The sequence below is a fragment of the Lelliottia wanjuensis genome (assembly GCF_030238365.1).
Lineage (GTDB): Bacteria > Pseudomonadota > Gammaproteobacteria > Enterobacterales > Enterobacteriaceae > Enterobacter > Enterobacter wanjuensis.
The window spans coordinates 66,950-81,593 of record NZ_JASSOT010000051.1 but is presented as its reverse complement, the minus strand read 5'-3'; the positions used below and the strand labels follow the sequence as shown (position 1 = coordinate 81,593).

Here is a 14,644-nt window from a genome sequence, read left to right as displayed (position 1 = left end):
ACCTCTCATAACGTAACGGGTGTGTTGATGAAGCCGGCAAGGATACCTCAGATTGTCTCAGCACCAGAACACTGGTCCCAGTTGCGATGGGGTGAATACTATCGCGAGGCGCTGGAGCGCCAGCTCAATCCCTGGTTTGCCAAAATGTATGGTTTTCATCTGCTTAAGATTGGCAACCTCAGCGCGGAAATCAACTCGGAAAGCTGCGCCATCTCTCATCAGGTGAATGTGTCGCTCAACGGCCATCCCCTTCAGGTTAAAGCCGATCCGCTCCATTTGCCATTCGCTGAGAAATCTGTCGATGCCTGTCTGATGGCCCACACCTTGCCCTGGTGCACCGATCCGCACCGTTTGCTGCGCGAAGCGGATCGCGTGTTGATCGATGACGGCTGGCTGGTGCTCAGCGGTTTCAACCCGATAAGCCTGATGGGGCTGCGCAAGCTGGTGCCAGTTTTACGCCGCACGCCACCTTATAATAGCCGCATGTTCACCTTCACCCGTCAACTCGACTGGCTGTCATTGCTGAATTTCGAAGTGATGTATTACAGCGGCTTCCAGGTTTTACCCTGGGCGGGGAAGGGCGGGAAAATGCTGACAACCCATCTGCCAGCACTCGGATGCATGCAGCTCATCGTGGCGCGTAAGCGAACGGTTCCTCTTACGCTCAACCCGATGAAGCAGAGCAAATCAAAAGCACACATTCGTCAGACCGTCGGCGCGACGCGACAGTACCGCAAACCCTGATCAGGATTCCGGCTGATAACCCACGTCGTCGTGGATCGGATTCATCGCCGCTTCGCGAGCCAGAACGTCACAACGTTCGTTTTCCGGATGTCCCGCGTGGCCTTTTACCCATTCCCACTTAATAGTGTGATGGCTCAGCGCCGCGTCCAGACGTTTCCAGAGATCGACATTCTTGACCGGTTTCTTATCGGCCGTTTTCCAGCCACGCTTTTTCCAGTTGTGGATCCACTGGGTGATGCCCTGACGCACATACTGACTGTCGGTGCTGATCACGATATCGCAATCTTCTTTTAATGCTTCCAGCGCAACGATGGCAGCCATTAGCTCCATGCGATTGTTGGTGGTCAGACGAAAGCCTTCATTAAAGGTCTTCTCATGCTCACGGTAACGCAAAATGGCGCCGTAGCCGCCCGGTCCTGGATTCCCGAGGCAAGATCCATCGGTGAAAATTTCTACCTGCTTAGTCATCTCTGGTAGACTTCCTGTATTTGAAAATGATCAGTAAAACGACGAGTCTGACATAAATGACCGATATGAGCACTGCAATTACACGACAGATCGTCCTCGATACCGAAACCACCGGTATGAACCAGATTGGCGCGCACTACGAAGGACACAAGATCATTGAGATCGGTGCCGTTGAAGTGATCAACCGCCGTCTCACCGGCAATAACTTCCACGTTTACCTGAAGCCCGATCGGCTGGTGGACCCGGAAGCGTTCGGCGTTCACGGAATTGCCGATGAGTTTTTGCTGGATAAACCGACCTTCGCCGAGGTTGCTGATGAATTCATGGACTACATTCGCGGGGCTGAGCTCGTCATCCATAACGCCTCGTTCGATATCGGCTTTATGGACTATGAGTTCAGCAAGCTCAACCGCGATATCCCGAAAACCAACACCTTCTGTAAAGTCACCGATAGCCTGGCGCTGGCGAGGAAAATGTTCCCCGGCAAGCGTAACAGCCTCGATGCCTTATGCTCGCGTTACGAAATAGATAACACCAAGCGTACGCTGCACGGCGCACTGCTCGATGCCCAGATTCTGGCGGATGTGTATCTGACCATGACGGGCGGTCAGACATCGATGGCCTTTAGCAATGAAAACGATACCCGCCAGGCGGGTGATACAAGTATTCAGCGCGTGGTGCGTCAGGCGAGCCGCCTGCGCGTCATTTTAGCCAGCGATGAAGAGGTTGCCGCGCACGAATCGCGTCTGGATATCGTGCAGAAGAAAGGCGGCAGCTGCCTCTGGCGCGCGTAATGCGCCCTGTTATGCTGCTAAAATCACCGTGTGGGCGAATTTTGCAGCAACTGATTCAAAAGTTGAGAAAAAGCGTTGACGGGATCGGAACCAAACCGTAATATTCGCCTCGTTCCCAAGGGAACAATGCGGAGCGGTAGTTCAGTCGGTTAGAATACCTGCCTGTCACGCAGGGGGTCGCGGGTTCGAGTCCCGTCCGTTCCGCCACATTAGAAAGCCTGAATCAGCAATGATTCAGGCTTTCGTCATTTAAGCCTCCTGCAATTCTTATCACGCCCTCATTCTTAGTTAACAAAAAGTTAATATTCGTAGTGCAATTAATTAACAATTGTTCAGTTTTGGTGCGTTTGTTGCACTTTCATTGTGCAAATTCAGTCTCTCCCTCCCCTTAAAACATTTCTGCTTGTAACAATCTTGTAAAAATAATCTCTCAAGAATCATTAGCTTACTTATCGTTTTCCAGAAAGTTCCTGAACCAATGATTTATTGGTTCAGGAATTGCTTAGCTCTATGTGCAATAAGACGTTATCTATATCAATAACTTATTGTTAATAAAAATAAAGCAATGATGAGAGCAGGCGAACCAATATGGAAAAACCGTCACGGTTTCTGGCTAATTCCAGCACCGCGCTTGAGCAGCTGCGCGGTCTAATCAATCAGCACGAGTCAACACCAGGCATTCCGCTGCCCACGGAACGTGAGCTGTCGGAAACACTCGGCGTAGGGCGACGCGAAGTCCGCCGTGCGCTGGACGTGCTGGAAGAAGAGGGACGCATCTGGCGTAAGCAGGGGAAAGGCACTTTTATTGGCCCCGCTGCACCGGTTGAACCTCTGGCGCTTCAGGGGCTGGTGCAACAGACCAACCTGCTGGAAGTGATGGAAGCCCGCCTGCAGCTCGAACCCGGCTTAGCCCGTCTTGCGGCACTGCGTGCCACCAGGGAAAACCTCGCGCTGATGCAGCGCATGCTGGAACGCATCGATAAGGTCAGCCCGGATGACCGCGATCTTAATGAACTGTGGGACAGCGCCTTTCACCGCGCTATTGCCGAAGCCGCAGGCAACCGCCTGATGCTGGGCTTGTTCGACGCCATTGATGCCGTCCGGCGCGAACCCGGCTGGCAGCATCTGCGTGAGCTGGCGCGAACGCCGGAGCGCGTCGACAGCTACAACGACCACCACCACAAAATCATGACGGCGATTATCCATCGTCAGCCCAATGAAGCAGCCGCCGCCATGCGCGAACACCTGCTCACCCTGCAAACTGCCCTGATTCAGGCCATCAACCTTGAGGATGATTCCCTGTTATGACGACGATCCCTTTTAAGGAGGCAGCGCCGGTCCTTCGCCTGCACAATCTGAATGTGAAATTCGCCGGATCGCCGGTGAGCGTGCTAGACGGCATCTCCCTGACCGTGAAATCCGGTGAAACGCTGGCGCTGGTGGGTGAATCCGGCTGTGGAAAAAGTATCACCTCGCTGGCACTGATGGGGCTGCTGCCCTCCAGCGCGCAAATCGTCAGCGGTGAAATGCAGTTCCGCCGTCACGACCTGCGCAAACTCTCTCCGCGGGAATACGCCGATCTGCGCGGCAGCGAGCTGGCGATGATTTTTCAGGAGCCGATGACGTCGCTTAATCCGGCGTTCACCCTGGGCGATCAGCTTAGCGAAGCGGTGATTCGCCACCAGAAAATGTCGAAAGCCGAGGCCATGAAGGTGGCGCTGCAGATTCTGGAAAAAGTGCAAATCCCGGCCCCGGAGATGCGTCTCAAATCTTATCCGCATCAGCTCTCCGGCGGGATGCGCCAGCGCGTGATGATTGCGATGGCGCTGATCAACCATCCGCGTCTGCTAATTGCCGACGAACCGACCACGGCGCTGGACGTCACCATTCAGGCGCAAATCCTGACGTTGCTGAATACCTTAAAAGCCGAAACCGGCACCGCCGTGCTGATGATCACCCACGATCTGGGCGTAGTGGCGGAAGTCGCCCAGCAGGTGGCGGTGATGTACGCCGGACAGGTGGTGGAGCAGGGCAGCGTCGAGAGTATCTTTGCCGATCCGCAGCATCCGTACACCATCGGCCTGATGGGATCTATCCCGTCCCTCGGCGCGCGGAAAGGCCAGCTGTCGACGATCCCCGGCAGCGTCCCGCTGCCTGAATCCATGCCGCAGGGTTGCCGTTTTGCCACCCGCTGTCCGTTCGCCCAGACGCGCTGCCACGATGAAAAACCGCAGCTTCACACCATGAGTGCGGGCCATCAGGTGGCCTGTTTCCGCGTACCGCTTGAGCAACACATTGCGCTGGGAGAAATCGCATGACCACCCCGATCCTTGAAGCTCGTGACCTGAGCAAACTCTTCCCCGGCCCGAAAAAGCTCTTTACTCCCGCCCGTTTTGTCACGGCCGTCGACCGGGTGTCACTTGCCGTGATGCCGGGCGAAACCCTGGCGATCGTCGGCGAGTCTGGTTCCGGGAAATCCACCCTCGGGCGGTTGCTGCTCCGCCTGCTGGCGGCCAGCGAAGGACGCGTATTTTATCAGGGCGAAGAGATCACCCACGCGTCCGGTTCGCGCCTGAACCAGCTCCGTCGTGAGCTGCAGATCATCTTCCAGGACCCCTTTGCCTCGCTAAACCCGCGCATGACCGTGGAGCAGATCGTCGGTGAACCCCTGTGGCTGCACCAGAATATGAAAAAAGCCGACCGCCAGTATCGCGTGGCGGAGCTGCTGAAAACCGTCGGCCTGCCAGCCGCCTGGGCCGGGCGCTATCCGCACGAATTTTCCGGCGGGCAGCGTCAGCGTATCGGCATCGCGCGCGCCCTGGCGTCCGGGCCAAAGCTTTTGCTGGGCGATGAACCGGTTTCGGCGCTGGACGTTTCCGTTCAGGCGCAGGTGGTGAACCTGCTGGAAAGCCTAAAGCATCAGCTGGGGCTGACGATGGTTATCGTCGCCCACGGCCTGGCGGTGATCCGCCACATGAGCGACCGCGTGGCGGTAATGTATCTCGGCCAGATTGTCGAGCTGGCGACCGTCGATGAAATCTTTGACGCGCCGCTGCACCCGTACACCCAGGCGCTGATTGCCTCTGCGCCGCAAATGCAGCCGGGCATGCAGCGTGAAACCCCGCTGCTGCAGGGCGATTTACCGAATCCGGCGAACCCGCCGTCTGGGTGCCGGTTCCACACCCGCTGCCCGTATGTCTCGGATGAATGCCGCCAGGTCGAGCCCATCGCTCAGGTTCTGGACGGCGGACGTCAGGTCTCATGCCACCGCTGGCAGGAGATCAACCGCGATCGCAGTGTTATCCAGATTGCACCGCCATCCGCCGCCTTTTTGCGCCGCCGCGCGCTGTTTGAACATGCGGCATCACTCTCGTCTCTTCCAGCAAGGAACTCATGATAATGACAATGCGTAATTCTCTTTTGACCGTACTGGGAAGTGTTATGTTGTTGGGCGCGGCGATCCCCGCGCACTCGGAAAGCGTTCTGCGAATCGGCCTCGGTGCGGATCCGGATATGCTCGATCCTCATCTGGCGCGCACCTATTACGGGCGTTTCGTCTTTGCCTCCCTGTGCGACAGGCTGGTGGACGTGGATGAAAACCTGAAAGTCGTGCCGGGCCTGGCAAAAGACTGGTCCTGGAGCGAAGACAACAAAACCCTGACCATGAATTTGCGTGAAGGGGTGACTTTCCACGACGGCGAAAAATTCGATGCCGAAGCGGCAAAATACAACCTCGAACGCGCCCTGACGCTGAAAGGCTCCCTGCGTAAAAGTGAAATCTCCTCCGTCGAATCGGTGGAAGTGAAAAGCCCGACGCAAATCGCCATCCACCTGAAAACCCCGGACGCCGCGCTGCTGATGCAGCTCACCGACCGCGCGGGCGCGATGATGGCCCCGGAAGCGGCTAAAAAGCCGGATTTCGCCGCCCATCCGGTCTGCTCGGGGCCGTACAAATTTGACAGCCGCGTCTCTCAGGACCGCATCGTTCTGAGTCGTTTCGACAACTACTGGAACAAAGAGGCCTACCATTTCGACAAAATCATCTATCTGCCGATCCCGGACGCCTCCGTGCGCCTGGCTAACCTGCGTGCGGGTGACTTGGATCTGACAGAAGGCATCGCTGCCAGCGACGTGAAAACCGTTGAAGCGGACAGCAAGCTGGCGCTGGCGAAAGTCACCGGCCTTGGCTATCAGGGCATCACCTTCAACATCAATAACGGCAAAGTCCCGGCTAACGATCCATTCAAAGACGCGCGCGTGCGCGAAGCCTTCTCCCTGGCGATCGACCGCGAGGCGCTGAACCAGGTGGTATTCGAAGGTTTGTACACCCCGGCAAACCAGGCGTTCTCCCCGGTCAGCCCGTATCACGTTAACGTCCCGGTTCCGGCGCGTGACGTGGAAAAAGCCAAAGCGTTATTGAAAGAAGCGGGCATCAACGGGCCGCTGAACGTCAATCTGCTGGTGCCGAACAACCCGACCTCACATCAGGTGGGCCAGGTGCTGCAGGCGATGACGGCGGAAGCAGGCATTAACCTCAATCTGCAGATGACTGAATTCGCCACGCTGCTCGACCGTCAGCAGAGCGGCGACTATCAGCTGAGCTTCTCCGGCTGGTCCGGTCGTCCGGATCCGGATGGCAGCATCTTTGGTTTCATCAACAGCAAAGGCAACCTCAACGACGGTCGCTACAGCAATGCGCAGGTCGACGAATGGCTGACCCAGGCGCGTCTGAGCACCGATCCCGCCGCCCGCCAGCCGCTGTACGACAAGGTCGTGAAGCAGCTGCAAACCGATATGCCGATCGCTTATCTCTACTTTGAGCCGCGCATTTTTGGTCTGAACAAGAGCGTGCAGGGCTTCAAACCGTATCCGGACGGCATCGTGCGTCTGGCGGGCTTGTCGCTTGCTAAGTAACTGAGGGCATGAGGAGAAACCATGCTGGAACTGATTTGCAAACGCCTGCTGCTGGCGATCCCGACCTTACTGCTGGTGAGCATGATGGTCTTCGGGCTGCAAAAATTGCTGCCCGGCGACCCGCTGATTGCGATGGCGGGTGAAGAGCGCGATCCGGCGGTGATTGCTCAGCTGCGCGCGGAACTGAATCTCGATGCGCCCCTGCCGGTGCAATATTTTGACTGGCTGACGCGCGCGCTGCAGGGCGATCTCGGTGTCTCTTTACGCACTCATGAGCCCGTCACGTCGCTGATTGCCAGCAAACTGCCGGTGACGATGGAGCTGTCGCTGCTGGCGATGATCATCGCGCTGGTGTTTGGCATCAGCATGGGGATCCTCGCGGCGGTCAACAAAAACAGCTGGGTGGATCACAGCGCCAACTTTGTGGCGATCTCCGGGATCTCGATACCGCACTTCTGGCTGGGGATCCTGCTGATTCTGGTCTTCTCGGTGAACTTACAGTGGCTGCCCGCCTCGGGCTACGTGCCGTTCAGCGAAGATCCGCTGCAAAACCTGCGCACGCTGCTGCTGCCTGCGTCGGTGCTCGGCACCGGGCTGGCGGCAACGCTGATGCGCCACACGCGCGCCTCGATGATCGCCGTGCTGAAAGCCGATTACATCCGCACCGCGCGGGCAAAAGGGCTGCTGCCGAAAGCGGTGATCCTTAAGCACGCGTTTCGCAACGCGCTGGTGCCAGTGATCACACTCACGACGTTGCTGTTTGGCGAACTGCTGGGCGGCGCGGTGCTGACCGAACAGGTCTTCACCATTCCGGGCTTTGGCAAAATGATCGTCGATTCCGTGTTTAACCGTGACTACGCGGTGGTGCAGGGCGTGGTGCTGATCGTCGCGATTGGTTTCCTGATGCTGAACCTGCTGGCGGACGTGCTCTACGTTCTCATCAACCCGAAAATGCGAGGCTAATCATGGCAGAACTGACGACCCAAACCGTGGTACCGGCGCTGCCGCGCGCGCAGAACCGGGTGCTGAAGAAATTTCTCGCCAACAAAAGCGCGGTAATTGGCGCGGTGATTGTCGGCATCTTTGTATTGATCGCCCTGATCGCCCCCTGGCTGGCGCCGTTTGACCCGGTGAAAGCCAACTTCCTGGCGGTGCGAAAGCCGCCGTCAGAACTCTACTGGTTTGGCACCGACGAGCTGGGGCGCGACATTCTCTCGCGCATCGTCTGGGGAGCACGAACCTCCCTGATGGCCGGGTGTATGTCGGTGGTGATCGCCGTGGTAATTGGCGTCCCGCTCGGGCTGGTGGCCGGTTACTTTCAGGGGATTTGGGACGGGGTGATCTCGCGCTTTATCGAAGCGCTGCTGGCCTGCCCGTTCCTGATCATGGCGATCGCGCTGGGGGCGTTTTTGGGCCCAAGTCTGACCAACGCGATGATCGCCATCGGGCTGTCGGCGATGCCGATCTTCGCGCGTCTGACGCGCGGCCAGGTGATCGCCATTCGCAACGAAGAGTACATCGACGGGGCGAAGGCGATTGGCCTGCCGGATCGCTGGATCATCGTGAAGTACGTTCTGCCTAACGTGATGTCACCGATTCTGGTACAAGCCACGCTGGCGATTGCCTCCGCCATTATCGCCGAGGCCAGCCTGTCGTTTCTCGGTCTTGGCCAGCAGCCGCCGAACCCTTCCTGGGGCTCGATGCTCAATACGGCAAAAGGTTTTCTGGAACAGGCACCATGGATGTCTGTTTTCCCCGGTATCGCCATTTTCCTCGCGGTACAGGGCTTTAATTTACTCGGTGACGGGCTGCGCGATGCGCTCGATCCGCGCCACGACTAAGGAGTCATGATGACCAAAGCGCTTGATTTTACGACCGGTTACGATTCACGACGCCCGCCAATGATGGGGCATAACGCGGTGGCCACCTCGCAGCCGCTGGCGGCGCAGGCCGGGATGCGGATGTTACAGCTGGGCGGCAATGCTGTTGACGCCGCGATCGCCACGGCGATGGCGCTCACGGTAGTGGAACCGACGGGCTGCGGCATCGGCAGCGACGCCTTTGCGATTATCTGGGACGGAGAAAAGCTGCACGGTCTGAACGCGTCAGGCCGTTCGCCTGCCAGCTGGCATGCGGATCTGTATGCGGGTCAAACCGCCGTGCCCGAGCTGGGCTGGGACGCGGTCACCGTGCCGGGCGCCGTCTCCGGCTGGGTGGCGCTGGCCGAGCGCTTCGGCACGCTGCCCCTGACGACCCTCGCGCAGCCGGCCATTGAATACGCGCGCAACGGTTTCCCGGTATCGCCGCTGATCGGTCATCTGTGGCAGCGCGGGTTTACCAAACTGAAAGATCAGCCGGGCTTCAGCGCCTGCTTCGCGCCAGAAGGGCGCGCGCCGCGCATCGGGGAGATCTTCCGTAACCCGGCGCAGGCAAATTCTCTGGAGCTGATTGCCAAAACCAACGGCGAAGCCTTCTATCGCGGCGAGCTGGCGCAGAAAATTGCCGCCTTTGCCAAAGAGCATGGCGCGCATCTGACGGCAGAAGATCTGGCGAACCATCGCGTAGACTGGGTGGAATTGTTATCGCGTGATTTCGCCGGCGGTTCGGTGCAGGAGCTGCCGCCAAACGGGCAGGGGATCGCCACGCTGATCGCGCTCGGTATTCTCGAGCAGTGCAGGATCGAAAAACATCATCCGGATTCTGTGCAGTCCCTGCATCTGTCGATCGAAGCGATGAAACTGGCGCTGGCGGATCTCGACCGCTACGTCGCCGACGAAGAGCATATGGAGTTTGCGGCGAAAGAGCTGCTGAGCGATCGCTATCTGAAGTCGCGCGCGGCGCTGATCGACCAGGATAAGGCGTCTGATTTCACCTACGGCGCGCCGACGCAGAGCGGGACGGTGTATCTCTCTGCTGCCGATTCCAGCGGAATGATGATCTCCTTTATTCAGTCCAACTTTATGGGCTTTGGTTCCGGCGTGGTGGTCCCGGATACGGGGATCAGCCTGCAAAACCGCGGCTGCGGCTTCGTGCTGGATCCAAAACACCCGAACGCGCTGGCGGGCAGCAAGCGTCCGTTCCACACGATCATTCCAGGCTTTGCGATGGACGGGCAGGGCAAACCGCTGATGTCGTTTGGCGTGATGGGCGGGCCAATGCAGGCGCAGGGGCACATGCAGATGGCGCTGCGCATTATGCTGCATGGGCAAAACCCGCAGGCGGCGATCGACGCCCCGCGCTGGCGCGTGGTGCAGGGCCGGGAAGTGATCGTCGAATCGACGTTTGATCGCAACACCATTGCAGCGCTGCGCGAACGCGGGCATCAGATCGTGGTGGAAGATCCGTTGCAGGATTACAACTTCGGCGGTGCGCAGGTGATCTATCGTATGCCGGAAGGGCATTACGTCGCCGCGACCGAAAGCCGCAAAGATGGACAGGCGTTAGTGAGTTAAACCGTGCGGTTGGAGCCCGGTGGCGCTGCGCTTACCGGGCCTACGAAAACAGATGCGAAAACAGATGTAGGCCGGGTAAGGCGTAGCCGCCACCCGGCTTTTTTTCATCCAATGCTAAACGGATCCGCATCCTGCCATGCCGGAAACTTCTCGCGGTACTCTTTCAACGCCGTCAACGACAGCTCGGCGTCAATGCGCGTCGCCTGATGTGGCTCGGCGGTCGCAATAATTTCCCCCTGCGGATTCACCACCCGGCTGTCGCCGCGATAGTGATGCCCGTTGCCATCCGTTCCCACGCGGTTACACCCCACCACGTACGCTTGATTCTCAATCGCGCGCGCCACCAGCAGCGCCTGCCAGTGCAACGAGCGCGGGGCAGGCCAGTTGGCGACGTACAGCGCCAGATCGTAATCGTTGCGGTTGCGGGACCAGACCGGGAAGCGCAGGTCGTAGCAGACCAGCGGCAGAATGCGCCAGCCGCGCCACTCAAACACCACGCGCTCGTTCCCGGCTTCGTAGTGATGATGCTCGTCGGCCATGCGGAACAGGTGGCGTTTGTCGTAGAAGTGTAGCGTGCCGTCCGGCTCGACCAGCAGGAAACGGTTCACCGGGCCGCGTTCGGTCTGCAGCGCGGCGCTTCCGGCGACGAGCGCGTTGGTTTCCTGCGCCTTGCTGTGCATCCAGGCGACCACTTCCTCCTGCGGCAGGGACTGCTTTGCCGCCTCCATGGCGAATCCGGTGGTGAACATTTCCGGCAGGACAATCACGTCGCGTCCGGCGATCTCTTCGAGCTGGCGATCAAAATGGCGCAGATTGGCGGGACCGTCCATCCACACCAGGGGTTGCTGTAAAAGGGTAATCTTCAGACCAGGCACAATCAGGACTCCTCGAAAGACGGCTTTTTGACACTGTAGCACGGGAAAAAGAGAAAATGTGGCAATAAAAAACCCCGCACGCGGCGGGGTTTGTGGAAGCGTTTCGTTTACGCCGCTTCAGGTTTGCGGACTTTCTCCGGCAGCTTTACCGGCTTAGTCGCCAGCTCGTCGTGCTCGAAATCATCCACGTTGATGCTGCGCAGACGGCTCTCTTCCGCTTTCACCAGCACGGCGGCTTCATTCTGATCGATGATGCCACCTGCCAGCGCCTGTTTCGCCAGTTCATCCAGACGGGTAAACGGCAGGTTTTTGCCCAGCTGTTTACAGATTTTCTGGTGAATCGGATCGGCGGCCATCACGTCCAGCAGCGCCTCTTCCAGCAGACCGACCGGGTTATGCGGCGTCGGTTTCAGGTATTGACCGCGACCGATACGGGAGCGGGTCGCGCTTGGCACCTGCAGGATCTTCGCCACTTTGTGATCCAGAATATCGGACGGTGCCAGATGATGACGACCGGTCGGGAAGATGACCGCGCGCAGAGCGCCTGCCACAAAGCGGTTCGGGAAGTTCGCCAGCAGATCGTCAATCGCCTGTTCTGCCTGATACAGAGCATCCTGAACGCCCCAGTGGACCAGCGGCAGATCCGCTTCATGACGGCCTTCATCGTCGTAACGCTTAAGTACTGCAGAGGCGAGGAACACCTGGCTCAGGACATCGCCCAAACGCGCAGAGATACGCTCGCGACGCTTCAGGCTGCCGCCCAGGACGGCCATCGACACATCTGACAGCAGCGCCAGGTTTGCACTCAGGCGGTTCAGATGCTGGTAGTAACGTTTGGTCGCATCGCCCGTTGGCGTGGAGCTGGTGAGACCGCGCGTCAGGCCCAGCCAGAAGCTGCGCATTTTGTTGCTGCCTACGTGGCCGATGTGTTTGAACAGCAGTTTATCGAACGCATCGACGTCGTTGTTTTGCGCCGCCGCCATCTCTTCCAGCACGTATGGATGGCAGCGAATCGCGCCCTGACCGAAGATCATCATGCTACGGGTCAGAATGTTTGCGCCTTCCACGGTAATGGCAATCGGTGCGCCCTGATAGCCGCGCGCCAGGAAGTTGCCTTCGCCGAGCATAATGCCTTTACCGCCGGCAATATCCATCGCATCAATAATTGACTGCTGTGCGCGGTGGGTACAGTGATATTTCACGATAGCCGACAGCACGGCCGGTTTTTCACCGAGCATGATGCCGTAAGTGATCAGCGAGGCCGCCGCGTCCATCACGTAGGCGTTGCCTGCGATACGCGCCAGTGGCTCTTCGATCCCTTCCATCTTACCGATGGAGATTTTGAACTGACGGCGGATATGGGCGTAAGCGCCAATCCCCATCGCGACGGATTTCAGGCCGCCGGTAGAGTTCGACGGCAGGGTAATGCCACGACCGACCGACAGACATTCCACCAGCATACGCCAGCCCTGACCGGCCATTTTCGGGCCGCCGATGATGTAATCTATCGGCACAAAGATATCCTGGCCGCGGGTCGGACCGTTCTGGAACGGTACGTTCAGCGGGAAGTGACGACGACCGATTTCAACACCTGGGGTAGAGGTTGGGATCAGCGCACAGGTGATACCCAGATCTTCCTCGTCGCCCAGCAGTCTGTCCGGGTCAGAGAGTTTGAACGCCAGGCCCAGGACGGTGGCGATAGGGGCCAGCGTAATGTAGCGCTTGTTCCATGTGAGGCGCATGCCCAGCACCTGCTGGCCCTGCCACTCGCCCATGCAGACGACGCCGGTATCCGGGATCGCACCGGCATCAGAACCCGCTTCGGGGCTGGTCAGCGCGAAGCACGGGATTTCCTGACCACGCGCCAGGCGCGGCAGATAGTGATCTTTTTGCTCTTCGGTGCCGTAATGTTGCAGCAGTTCGCCCGGGCCTAATGAGTTAGGTACGCCGACGGTGATCGCCAGAATGCCTGACACGCCAGCCAGTTTTTGCAGCACGCGAGCCTGAGCGTAAGCGGAGAACTCCAGGCCGCCGTACTCTTTCTTGATGATCATCGCGAAGAAGCGATGCTCTTTCAGGTACGCCCACAGTTCCGGAGGCAGATCGGCCATTTCATGGGTGATCTCGAAGTCGTTGGCCATGCGGCACGCTTCTTCTACTGGCCCATCGATAAAGGCTTGTTCTTCGGCGGTGAGGCGCGGCTGCGGGTAGTTATGCAGCTTTTTCCAGTCCGGGTTTCCCTGGAACAGATCGCCTTCCCACCAGGTGGTGCCCGCGTCGATCGCCTCTTTTTCCGTGCGTGACATCGGCGGCATCACTTTACGGAAGCCGCGGAACACCGGGGCAGAAATCATTGACTTACGCATCGCCGGGACGTTAAACGGCAGCAGGATGATGGCCAGCGGCAGGACAAGCCAGATATTCCACAGACCCGCGAGGCCAAGCGCGGCAGTCCACGCCAGCAGAATCAGGCTACTCAGAACTAAACTTACGCGGTGATAGAACAACACACCGAGCAGTACAACGGTTGCGATAATGCTCAAAATCATCATAAAGAAAAGCTCCCTTGCTTGTAGGAGGTCTGACCACTTGTGATGATATGGTTGTAGTGGATGTTATTTCTTTTAGCAATGCATTCACAAAATAATTACAACCTGGTTCACATTGTTCGGGTTTTCGCAGGCACGAATCATCAAAACGCCGGAGGATTTGCATGGCTTTAGCTTCTCGGTTTTACTGCTATCCGGTACACTCCGTTTGTTATTCATCAATACTGAAGGATTATCCTCATGTACCAGGATCTTATTCGTAACGAACTGAACGAAGCTGCGGAAACGCTGGCTAACTTTCTGAAAGATGAAGCCAATATTCACGCGATTCAGCGTGCGGCGGTTCTGCTGGCAGACAGCTTCAAAGCTGGCGGCAAAGTGCTTTCCTGCGGTAACGGTGGCTCCCACTGCGACGCCATGCACTTCGCGGAAGAGCTGACCGGTCGCTACCGCGAAAACCGTCCGGGCTACCCGGCGATTGCGATTTCTGACGTGAGCCACATCTCCTGCGTGGGTAACGACTTCGGTTACGATCATATTTTCTCGCGCTACGTTGAAGCGGTAGGCCGTGAAGGCGATGTTCTGCTGGGCATCTCGACCTCCGGTAACTCTGGCAACGTGATCAAAGCGATTGAAGCCGCGCGTGAGAAGGGGATGAAAGTCATCACCCTGACCGGCAAAGATGGCGGCAAAATGGCGGGGACGTCGGATATCGAAATCCGCGTGCCGCATTTTGGTTATGCTGACCGTATTCAGGAAATTCACATCAAAGTGATCCATATCCTGATCCAGCTGATCGAAAAAGAGATGGTTAAGTAAGTCTTCGCTGGGGGCATTTTGCCCCCGCT

At 58.1% G+C, this 14,644-nt stretch carries 12 protein-coding genes, 1 tRNA gene and 1 pseudogene; 11 read left to right on the top strand and 3 right to left on the bottom strand.

Annotation, left to right across the window (positions count from 1 at the left end):
- The first annotated feature begins 27 nt into the window (after nt 1–27).
- Complete coding sequence (locus QQF33_RS06360; RefSeq protein ID WP_282492763.1) at nt 28–744, top strand: class I SAM-dependent methyltransferase; 717 nt, start codon at nt 28–30, stop codon at nt 742–744.
- Here QQF33_RS06360 and rnhA read toward each other — a convergent pair.
- Nucleotides 745–1,324: pseudogene (gene rnhA, locus QQF33_RS06355) on the bottom strand (ribonuclease HI).
- Here rnhA and dnaQ point away from each other — a divergent pair.
- From dnaQ to QQF33_RS06310, 9 genes are all read left to right on the top strand, one after another.
- On the top strand, nt 1,278–2,006 hold the full coding sequence (dnaQ, locus tag QQF33_RS06350) for a DNA polymerase III subunit epsilon (RefSeq protein WP_282492762.1): 729 nt from the start codon (nt 1,278–1,280) through the stop codon (nt 2,004–2,006). The pseudogene rnhA and the gene dnaQ overlap by 47 nt on opposite strands.
- Nucleotides 2,007–2,136: 130 nt before the next feature.
- Nucleotides 2,137–2,213, top strand: a tRNA-Asp gene (locus tag QQF33_RS06345).
- Between the two features lie 381 nt (nt 2,214–2,594).
- Entirely contained in the window at nt 2,595–3,314 is a 720-nt protein-coding gene (locus QQF33_RS06340; RefSeq protein ID WP_282492761.1) for a FadR/GntR family transcriptional regulator, read from the top strand.
- Complete coding sequence (locus QQF33_RS06335) at nt 3,311–4,324, top strand: ABC transporter ATP-binding protein (RefSeq protein ID WP_285154679.1); 1,014 nt, start codon at nt 3,311–3,313, stop codon at nt 4,322–4,324. Before QQF33_RS06340 ends, QQF33_RS06335 begins: the two co-directional genes overlap by 4 nt.
- Nucleotides 4,321–5,403, top strand: a complete 1,083-nt coding sequence (locus QQF33_RS06330) for an ABC transporter ATP-binding protein (RefSeq protein WP_285157586.1) — start codon at nt 4,321–4,323, stop codon at nt 5,401–5,403. Before QQF33_RS06335 ends, QQF33_RS06330 begins: the two co-directional genes overlap by 4 nt.
- Before the next feature lie 2 nt (nt 5,404–5,405).
- Entirely contained in the window at nt 5,406–6,920 is a 1,515-nt protein-coding gene (locus QQF33_RS06325; RefSeq protein ID WP_285157585.1) for an ABC transporter substrate-binding protein, read from the top strand.
- Nucleotides 6,921–6,941: 21 nt separating this feature from the next.
- A complete protein-coding gene (locus QQF33_RS06320; RefSeq protein WP_095280881.1) occupies nt 6,942–7,883 on the top strand; it encodes an ABC transporter permease in 942 nt (313 codons plus the stop codon).
- Between the two features lie 2 nt (nt 7,884–7,885).
- Nucleotides 7,886–8,761: an ABC transporter permease gene (locus QQF33_RS06315; RefSeq protein WP_100777517.1), complete on the top strand. Its 876-nt coding sequence runs from the start codon at nt 7,886–7,888 to the stop codon at nt 8,759–8,761.
- 9 nt (nt 8,762–8,770) lie between these two features.
- Entirely contained in the window at nt 8,771–10,372 is a 1,602-nt protein-coding gene (locus tag QQF33_RS06310) for a gamma-glutamyltransferase family protein (RefSeq protein WP_285157584.1), read from the top strand.
- Nucleotides 10,373–10,476: 104 nt separating this feature from the next.
- Here the strand turns inward: QQF33_RS06310 and QQF33_RS06305 are convergent, their stop codons facing one another.
- On the bottom strand, nt 10,477–11,247 hold the full coding sequence (locus QQF33_RS06305; RefSeq protein WP_285149848.1) for an amidohydrolase: 771 nt from the start codon (nt 11,245–11,247) through the stop codon (nt 10,477–10,479).
- 107 nt (nt 11,248–11,354) lie between these two features.
- Nucleotides 11,355–13,799: an acyl-CoA dehydrogenase FadE gene (gene fadE / locus QQF33_RS06300; RefSeq protein ID WP_285145332.1), complete on the bottom strand. Its 2,445-nt coding sequence runs from the start codon at nt 13,797–13,799 to the stop codon at nt 11,355–11,357.
- A 237-nt stretch (nt 13,800–14,036) separates the two neighbouring features.
- Here fadE and lpcA point away from each other — a divergent pair, with 237 nt between their 5' ends.
- Complete coding sequence (gene lpcA, locus QQF33_RS06295) at nt 14,037–14,615, top strand: D-sedoheptulose 7-phosphate isomerase (RefSeq protein WP_282492754.1); 579 nt, start codon at nt 14,037–14,039, stop codon at nt 14,613–14,615.
- The last annotated feature ends 29 nt before the right edge of the window (nt 14,616–14,644 follow it).

Excerpts from the sequence above, each read along its gene's own strand:
- lpcA (WP_282492754.1), top strand. The coding sequence starts at position 14,037 with ATGTACCAGGATCTTATTCGTAACGAACTGAACGAAGCTGCGGAAACG.
- dnaQ (WP_282492762.1), top strand. The coding sequence starts at position 1,278 with ATGAGCACTGCAATTACACGACAGATCGTCCTCGATACCGAAACCACC.
- fadE (WP_285145332.1), bottom strand. The coding sequence starts at position 13,799 with ATGATGATTTTGAGCATTATCGCAACCGTTGTACTGCTCGGTGTGTTG.
- QQF33_RS06320 (WP_095280881.1), top strand. The coding sequence starts at position 6,942 with ATGCTGGAACTGATTTGCAAACGCCTGCTGCTGGCGATCCCGACCTTA.
- QQF33_RS06315 (WP_100777517.1), top strand. The coding sequence starts at position 7,886 with ATGGCAGAACTGACGACCCAAACCGTGGTACCGGCGCTGCCGCGCGCG.
- QQF33_RS06310 (WP_285157584.1), top strand. The coding sequence starts at position 8,771 with ATGACCAAAGCGCTTGATTTTACGACCGGTTACGATTCACGACGCCCG.
- QQF33_RS06340 (WP_282492761.1), top strand. The coding sequence starts at position 2,595 with ATGGAAAAACCGTCACGGTTTCTGGCTAATTCCAGCACCGCGCTTGAG.
- QQF33_RS06330 (WP_285157586.1), top strand. The coding sequence starts at position 4,321 with ATGACCACCCCGATCCTTGAAGCTCGTGACCTGAGCAAACTCTTCCCC.
- QQF33_RS06325 (WP_285157585.1), top strand. The coding sequence starts at position 5,406 with ATGACAATGCGTAATTCTCTTTTGACCGTACTGGGAAGTGTTATGTTG.
- QQF33_RS06360 (WP_282492763.1), top strand. The coding sequence starts at position 28 with ATGAAGCCGGCAAGGATACCTCAGATTGTCTCAGCACCAGAACACTGG.
- QQF33_RS06335 (WP_285154679.1), top strand. The coding sequence starts at position 3,311 with ATGACGACGATCCCTTTTAAGGAGGCAGCGCCGGTCCTTCGCCTGCAC.